Source organism: Microbacterium enclense, assembly GCF_004022425.1.
GTDB lineage: Bacteria > Actinomycetota > Actinomycetes > Actinomycetales > Microbacteriaceae > Microbacterium > Microbacterium enclense_A.
In genome coordinates, this window is the sequence record NZ_RBZY01000015.1 from 54568 (window position 1) to 61638 (window position 7071).

The 7071-nt window shown below is 71.2% G+C and carries 5 protein-coding genes and 1 pseudogene; 3 read left to right on the forward strand and 3 right to left on the reverse strand.

Annotated elements, in window-relative coordinates:
- Positions 1 to 42: 42 nt before the first annotated feature.
- Both D8Y23_RS05760 and D8Y23_RS05765 read right to left on the reverse strand, forming a co-directional pair.
- Entirely contained in the window at positions 43 to 723 is a 681-nt protein-coding gene (locus D8Y23_RS05760; protein ID WP_128217211.1) for a GntR family transcriptional regulator, read from the reverse strand.
- Entirely contained in the window at positions 720 to 1244 is a 525-nt protein-coding gene (locus D8Y23_RS05765; protein ID WP_128217212.1) for a VOC family protein, read from the reverse strand. The genes D8Y23_RS05760 and D8Y23_RS05765 overlap by 4 nt, the downstream gene beginning before the upstream one ends.
- Positions 1245 to 1393: 149 nt before the next feature.
- Between D8Y23_RS05765 and D8Y23_RS05770 the strand changes: the two genes are divergently transcribed.
- From D8Y23_RS05770 to D8Y23_RS05780, 3 genes and pseudogenes are all read left to right on the forward strand, one after another.
- Positions 1394 to 3583, forward strand: a complete 2190-nt coding sequence (locus tag D8Y23_RS05770; protein ID WP_128217213.1) for an alpha-ketoacid dehydrogenase subunit alpha/beta — start codon at positions 1394 to 1396, stop codon at positions 3581 to 3583.
- Between the two features lie 17 nt (positions 3584 to 3600).
- Positions 3601 to 4899: pseudogene (locus tag D8Y23_RS05775) on the forward strand (2-oxo acid dehydrogenase subunit E2).
- A gap of 102 nt (positions 4900 to 5001) precedes the next feature.
- On the forward strand, positions 5002 to 5643 hold the full coding sequence (locus D8Y23_RS05780; protein ID WP_128217214.1) for an NAD(P)-dependent oxidoreductase: 642 nt from the start codon (positions 5002 to 5004) through the stop codon (positions 5641 to 5643).
- Between the two features lie 54 nt (positions 5644 to 5697).
- On the opposite strand, the gene D8Y23_RS05785 is transcribed toward D8Y23_RS05780, so the two are convergent.
- Positions 5698 to 7020: a DUF4032 domain-containing protein gene (locus tag D8Y23_RS05785; RefSeq protein ID WP_128217215.1), complete on the reverse strand. Its 1323-nt coding sequence runs from the start codon at positions 7018 to 7020 to the stop codon at positions 5698 to 5700.
- Between the last annotated feature and the right edge of the window lie 51 nt (positions 7021 to 7071).

Here is a 7071-nt window from a genome sequence, read left to right on the forward strand (position 1 = left end):
CTGCAGCGGTCCTGCTCCACGCCTCTGAGTTCCAACGTTCCCTCAGTGTGCTCCGCTCTCGCCGAAGATCTCGGGATGCCGCTCCAGCTCGATGCGCGTGCGCCGGATGTGCCGCGCGAGCACGTGGGCGGCCTCCTCGGCGTCGCCGCGGCGGAGGGCGGCGACGAGCAGTCGGTGGTCGAGGTGCGCGGTGCCGTCGTGCCTGGCGTGCGCCGCCGTGACGAAGGCGCGGCGGTAGTGGTGCGTCCGGTTCCACAGGCCCACGACCGTGTCACCGAGCATCACCGTGCGCGCCGGCGCGTAGGTGGCGAAGTGGAACTCCCGGTCATCGCGCAGGAAGTCCTCGGCATCGGCGTGCTCCATGCGCGTGGCGAGCGCGTCGAGAGCGTCGAGATCGGCCGCGGAGAGCAGGGGAGCGCTCATCCCGAGCAGCACGGGTTCGATGCGCTCGCGCACGAGGTAGAGCTCCTCGCACTCGGCGAGGGTAAGACGCGACACCCACGCGCCCGAGTTGGCGACGAGCGTCACGAGTCCCTCGGCTTGCAGGATGCGCAGCGCCTCGCGCACCGGGATGCGGCTCGTCGTGTGCCGGGCCGCGAGGTCTTCCTGTCGGATCCGGGTTCCGGGCAGGTGGATGCCACGGAGGATCTCGTCGCGCAGCGTGTCGGCGATCCCCGATCCGGCGCGTCCGTGGTCGCGGGCGACGGCGAGCGGGCCGCTCATTCGGCGGGCCTCGCGGGGTGCCACAGCAACGTCTCGGCATTCTGCTCGTAGGCCTTGCCGTCGGGGTAGCTGACGAGTTCGAACTGCATGCCCCACGGGGCACGGAAGTAGATCCACCGCTGGCCCGCCGACGCGGAACCGCTGACGACCGGCTCGCCCATGACGTCGACGCCGTGGGCGTGCAGGTGGGCGACCGCGGCATCCAGATCGTCGACGTAGAGGGCGAGGTGATGGCCGCCGATGTCGCTGTTGCGCGGGGGAGGCGCCTGACCGTCGGCCGCGTCATAGGCGAAGACCTCGAGGTTCGTGCCGTTGCCGAGGCGGTAGAACCGGATCTCACGGATCGCCGTCCGCGGGTGCACGCCGAGCTGCCGCGTCATCCAGTCGCCCTCTCCGCTGCGGCCGGGGAGCGTGTACACCGGCACCGCGCCGAGGACGCCCACGAGGAAAGCCTCGGCCTCGTCGAGATCGGGCACGGTGAAGCCGATGTGGTCGCTGCCGCGCAGTCCCGGAAGTCCCATGTTGCATCCTTCATTGGATCCATTAGTGCCGATGAAGACACCTCTCGACAGTATCTCGCGGCGTCGACGTCTTGTATTGGAGACAATCGGATCGTACAGTGTGAGCGAACGGTCTGTATAGGTGGACGCAACGACGCGTGAGGAGCGACATGGCCAAGCGGAAACGGCTGAACACCGGAGTCGAGTGGGTGCAGCTGGAGACGACGGCCGCCGACTGGAAGGCGGCCGACCCGGAACTGCTCGGGACGATGCTCGGCCAGCTGCATCTCATCCGGGCCTTCGAAGAGGCGGTGCTCGACCTGGCGGGCGCGGGCCTCGTGCACGGCCCCGCGCACTCCAGCATCGGTCAGGAGGGCGGCGCGGTCGGCTCGATCGTGTCGCTTCGACCCGAGGATGCCGTGAACGGCTCGCACCGCGGACACCACCAGTTCCTCGCGAAGACGCTCGCGTACGTCTCCGGCGGTGCGCTCGACCCGGCCGCCCTCGTGACGCCGGACGTGCAGACGCTGCTCGATCGCACGCTCGCCGAGATCCTCGGGCTGGCCTCGGGCTTCTCGGGCGGCCGCGGCGGCTCGATGCACCTGCAGTGGCTCAAGGCCGGAGCGCTGGGCACGAACGCGATCGTCGGCGGGGGCGCCCCGCTTGCCACCGGCCACGCCTGGGCGCAGAAGCACGCCGGCACGTCCGACGTCTCGATCAACTACTTCGGCGACGGGTCGAGCCAGATCGGATCGGTGCTCGAGTCGATGAACCTGGCGGCCACGTGGAAGCTCCCCGTCGCGTTCTTCATCGAGAACAACCTCTACGCGGTGTCGACCCGGGCCGAAGAGGCCAGCGCCGACACCCGCTTCTCCGTGCGCGGCCAAGGCTTCTCGATCCCCGCGTGGAGGGTGGACGGGATGGACCCCCTCGCCGTGCACCTCGCGACGGGTGAAGCGCTCGACCGCATGCGCGCAGGGGAGGGCCCGGCGATCGTCGAGGCCGAGGTCTACCGCTTCTTCCACCAGAACGGCCCGTACCCCGGCAGTGCCTTCGGCTACCGCACCAAAGACGAGGAGGGCCAGTGGCGCGCGCGCGATCCGCTGGAGCGGATGGCATCCGAGATGCGCCGACTGGGCCTCCTCGATGACGCCGAGGCGCAGGCGGTCCGCGAGCAGGCCGTGGCCGCCGTCGCGCAGTCGGTCGCCGCCGTGGTCGAGGCTGACCCCGAGCGTCCCGGCCGACGCCGCATCCGCCCGGAGCTGTGGCCCGACCCGGCCGTGGTGGACACCGGCATCCGGGGGGATGCCTCCGAACTCGGCGCCCTCGAGGCGGCCGAGCCGACGGAGTGGTCCGGTGCCTGGCGTGACGTGAAGTTCGTCGACGCGGTCGCGCAGACGATGGACCGGCGGATGGAGAGCGACCCCCGCATCATCGTCCTCGGCGAGGACGTGCACCGCCTCGGCGGCGGTACGAACGGCGCCACCAAGGGGCTCGCCGAGAAGTACGGTCCCGACCGCGTCATCGGCACCCCGATCAGCGAGAACGGTTTCTTCGGCGCCGCCGGCGGCATCGCGATGGACGGGCGGTTCCGCCCCGTCGTGGAGTTCATGTACCCCGACTTCATGTGGGTTGCCGCCGACCAGGTCTTCAATCAGGTCGGCAAGGCCCGGCACATGTTCGGCGACAACAACACCGTGCCGCTCGTCCTGCGCACCAAGATCGCGATGGGCTCGGGCTACGGCTCGCAGCACCTGATGGACCCGGCCGGCATCTTCGCGACGCAGGCGGGATGGCGCATCGTCGCCGCGTCGACCGCCGCCGACTACGTCGGGCTCATGAACGCCGCGCTCGCCCTCGAGGACCCGGTGCTCGTCATCGAGCACGTCGACCTCTACGGAACCCCCGACCGGGTCCCCGACACCGACCTCGACTACGTCATCCCGCCCGGGAGCGCCGCGGTGCGACGCGAGGGCAACGACGTGACGGTGCTGACCTACCTGTCGATGGTCGGCCACACGCTCGAGGCGGTCGAGCAGACCGGAACGGATGCCGAGGTGATCGACCTGCGTTGGCTCGACCGCGCGTCGCTCGATTGGGACACCATCGGCGAGAGCATCCGCAAGACCAACGCGGTGCTCATCGTGGAGCAGGGCGCCCGCGGGCCCTCCTACGGAGCGTGGCTCGCCGACGAGATCCAGCGCCGGTTCTTCGACTGGCTCGATCAGCCGGTCGAACGCGTCACGGGCGGAGAGGCGAGCCCCAGCATCTCCAAGGTGCTCGAACGCGCCGCGATCGCCCGCACGGAAGAGGTCGTCGAAGGCCTCGAGCGCGTGCGCGCGGCAGGAGGGATCCGCTGATGGCTGTCGTCGTCCGCATGCCCGAGATCGCGACGGGTGCCGCCGAGGCGGCCATCCAGAGCTGGCTCGTCGAGGTCGGCAGCCCCGTCCGCGCGGGGCAGGCGATCGTCGAGATCGAGACCGAGAAGGCGGTGGTCGAGTACGAGGCGGAGCGCGCCGGCATCCTGGCCGGAATTCTCCTCCCCGCCGGTGACGCCGCCGCCGTGGGCGTCCCCATCGCCGTCCTCGCCGAGGAGGGGGAGAGCATAAATGCCGCGCTCGCCGCCGCCGGAGGAGCACCCGCACCCGCCAGCGTTGCGCCGTCCGACGCCGAGGTCGCCGCCGCGCCCGAGGAAGCGGCGGATGCGCCTGCCGCCCCCACCGCGCCGGCCCCCGCCGCCGCTCCCACTCCCACTCCCGCCCCGGCTCCCGCTCCCGCCGAGCCGCCCGCCGAGGAGCGCCGACTCTTCGCCTCGCCGCTCGTGCGGCGGCTGGCGGCGGAGCGGGGCATCGACCTCGCCGCGGTCCCCGGGTCGGGGCCGCGCGGACGCATCGTGCGGCGCGACCTCGAGGCCTGGACCCCGTCGGAGGCGGAGCGGCATCCCGAACCCGCTCCTGAAGCCGCCGCGTCGAGCGCCTCGGCTCCCGCCGGGGCGGAGTACGAGGACGTGCCGCACACCGGCATGCGTCGCGCCATCGCACGGCGGCTGACGGAGTCGAAGGCCACCGTGCCGCACTTCTACCTGCAGGCCGACTGCCGGGTCGACGCGCTGCTCGCCCTGCGCGCACAGATCAACGCGGGACGCGAGCAGCGGATCTCGGTCAACGACCTCGTCGTGAAGGCGGTCGCGGGCGCGATGCGCGACGTTCCCGAGGCCAATGCGATCTGGACCCCGGATGCCACGCTCCGGTTCTCCGCGGCCGACATCGCCGTCGCCGTGTCGGTGCCGGGCGGACTGCTCACCCCGGTGGTGCGCGAGGCCGACCGCTTGTCGATCGGCGAGCTCGCCGCGACCGTCCGCGACCTCGCCGGACGGGCGCGCTAGGGGCGGCTGAAGCAGAACGAGCTCGAGGGAGGTTCGTTCGCGGTGTCGAACCTCGGCATGTACGGCACGACGTCGTTCTCGGCGATCATCAACCCGCCGCACGCCGGCATCCTCGCCGTGGGAGCCGCGACCAGGCGACCGGTGGTCGAGGAGGACGGGTCGCTCGGCGCGGCGACGGTCATGTCGGTGACGCTCTCGGCCGATCACCGGGTGCTCGACGGGGCGCTCGCGGCTCAGTGGCTGGCCGCGTTCGTGGCTCGGATCGAGAACCCCCTGCAGATCCTCCTGTGAATCGTGCCGTTCCGGGGTTCCGCGCTTCGCGACGCGGCCCGGAACCGGCACGCTGGGAGAACACGTCCGCGGAGGATCGCGGACCGGAGGAAAGGAACGTCCGTGCCCCGTATCGCCGTCATCGGAGGAACCGGCTACGCCGGTAGCCACATCGTCGCCGAGGCCGTCCGCCGCGGCCACACCGTCGTCTCGGTCGCCCGTTCGGTGCCGAACGATCGAGTGGAGGGGGCCACGTACATCGAGGGCACCGTCCTCGACGTCCCCGGACTCGTCGCCGAGCTCGAGGGCGTCGACGTCGTCGTCTCGGCCGTCGCGCCCCGCGGCGACATGCTGGGCAAGCTCCGCCCCGCGATCGCCCAGCTGAACGCCGTCCTCCCCGAGGACGTGCGCCTGGGGGTCATCGGCGGCGCCGGCGGATCGCTCGTCGCCGAGGGCGGCCCGCGCCTCATCGACACCGAGGGCTTCACCGACGACTACAAGCCCGAGGCGGCCGAAGCGATCGGCATCCTGGAAGACCTGCAGGCCGACGACACCGGCCGTGACTGGTTCTACGTCCACCCGGCGGGCGGCTTCGGCGTCTGGGCGCCGGGGGAGCGCACCGGCACGTACCGCGATGGCGGCCACGTGCTCGTCGTGGATGCCGACGGCAACTCGTTCATCTCGGGCGCGGACTTCGCCGTGGCCGTGCTCGACGAGATCGAGAACCCGACGCACTCCCGCGACCACTTCGCCGTCGGATACTGACCGCGCGAACGACGACGGCGCCGTCCCTTCCCGGGGCGGCGCCTTCGTTCGGCGTCAGACCAGGTCGCGCCAGTCGACGACGTCGGTGTCGGTGGTCGGCACCTCGCCCGTCTCCGGCGCCGAGGCGTCCGAGATCGTGGCGAGTGACATCGTGTCGGTCGGCGGCCCCATGACCGTCGCCTCGTCGCGACGGTGGCTCAGGACGTCGTCGATGTAGGAGGTCACAACCTCGGCCAGCGGCACGGAGCGACCGCGCGCCTGCGACATGTACCAGCGATGTTCGAGCACCTGGTGGAAGACCTCGGCGGGTTCCAGCTTCGCGCGCAGGTCGAAGGGGATCGCCATGACGATCGGCTCGAACACGCGGGTCAGCCACTCGTGGGCGACCATCTCCTCGTCGGCGCCGAGGCGCGACACGCGCGCGCGGAACTCGTCGAGATCGTTGAGGAGGCGCCGGGCCTGGTTCTCCTCGACGTCGAGTCCGGTCAGCCGCAGCAGACGGCGTTGGTGGTGTCCGGCATCCACGACCTTCGGCTGGATCGAGACCTGCGTGCCGTCGCTCGCCGTCTTGATCGACATCTCGCCGATGTCGAAGCCGAGGGCGTTGAGGCGGTGGACGCGCTCGGTGATGCGCCACGACTCGTCGACGGCGAACGTCTCCTTGTCGGTGAGGGCGCCCCACAGTGAGTGGTACGACGACACGAGGCCGTCGGCGACCGCGATGGCATCCACTCCGCCCTCCAGGCGTCCGCCCGCCTCGAGGTCCATGATCTCGCCGGCGATGTTGGTCCGCGCGATGTCGAGGTCGTGTGCGCGCTGGCCGCGGGTCAGACGGTTGCCGTGCAGCTCTCCCGTCTCGGCATCGACCAGGTACGCGGCGAATTCGCCCGCATCCCGCCGGAAGAGGGTGTTCGACAGCGACACATCGCCCCAGTAGAAGCCGACGTTGTGCAGTCGCACAAGGAGCACGGCCAGCGCGTCGACCAGACGGGTCGCGGTGTGCGGTCGCAGCACCTGCGTGAACAGCGCCCGGTAGGGGAGCGAGAACTTCAGGTGCGCCGTGACGAGCGCCGCCGGAAGCGGGCGGCCGGAGGCGTCGGTCCGGCCCGCGATCACGGCGACTCGGTCGACGCAGGGCGCGTCGAGGCGATCGAGGTTGCCGAGCATGTCGTACTCGCGCCGGGCCATCTCCTCGGTGGTCTCCTTGATGGCCACGACGCGTCCGGACAGGTTCGCGAAGCGCACCAGGTGCCGCGAGATGCCCTTCGGGAGAGCCACGATGTGCGAACTCGGCCAGTCGGCGAGACCCGTCGACCACGGCAGCTGCAGGAGTCCGGGGTCGACGGTGCTGGCGGTGATGCTGAGGGATTCGGCCACGGTTCCTCCGGGAAACGGGTGCGGCGCGGGGAGTCCGGAAGACTCCCCGCG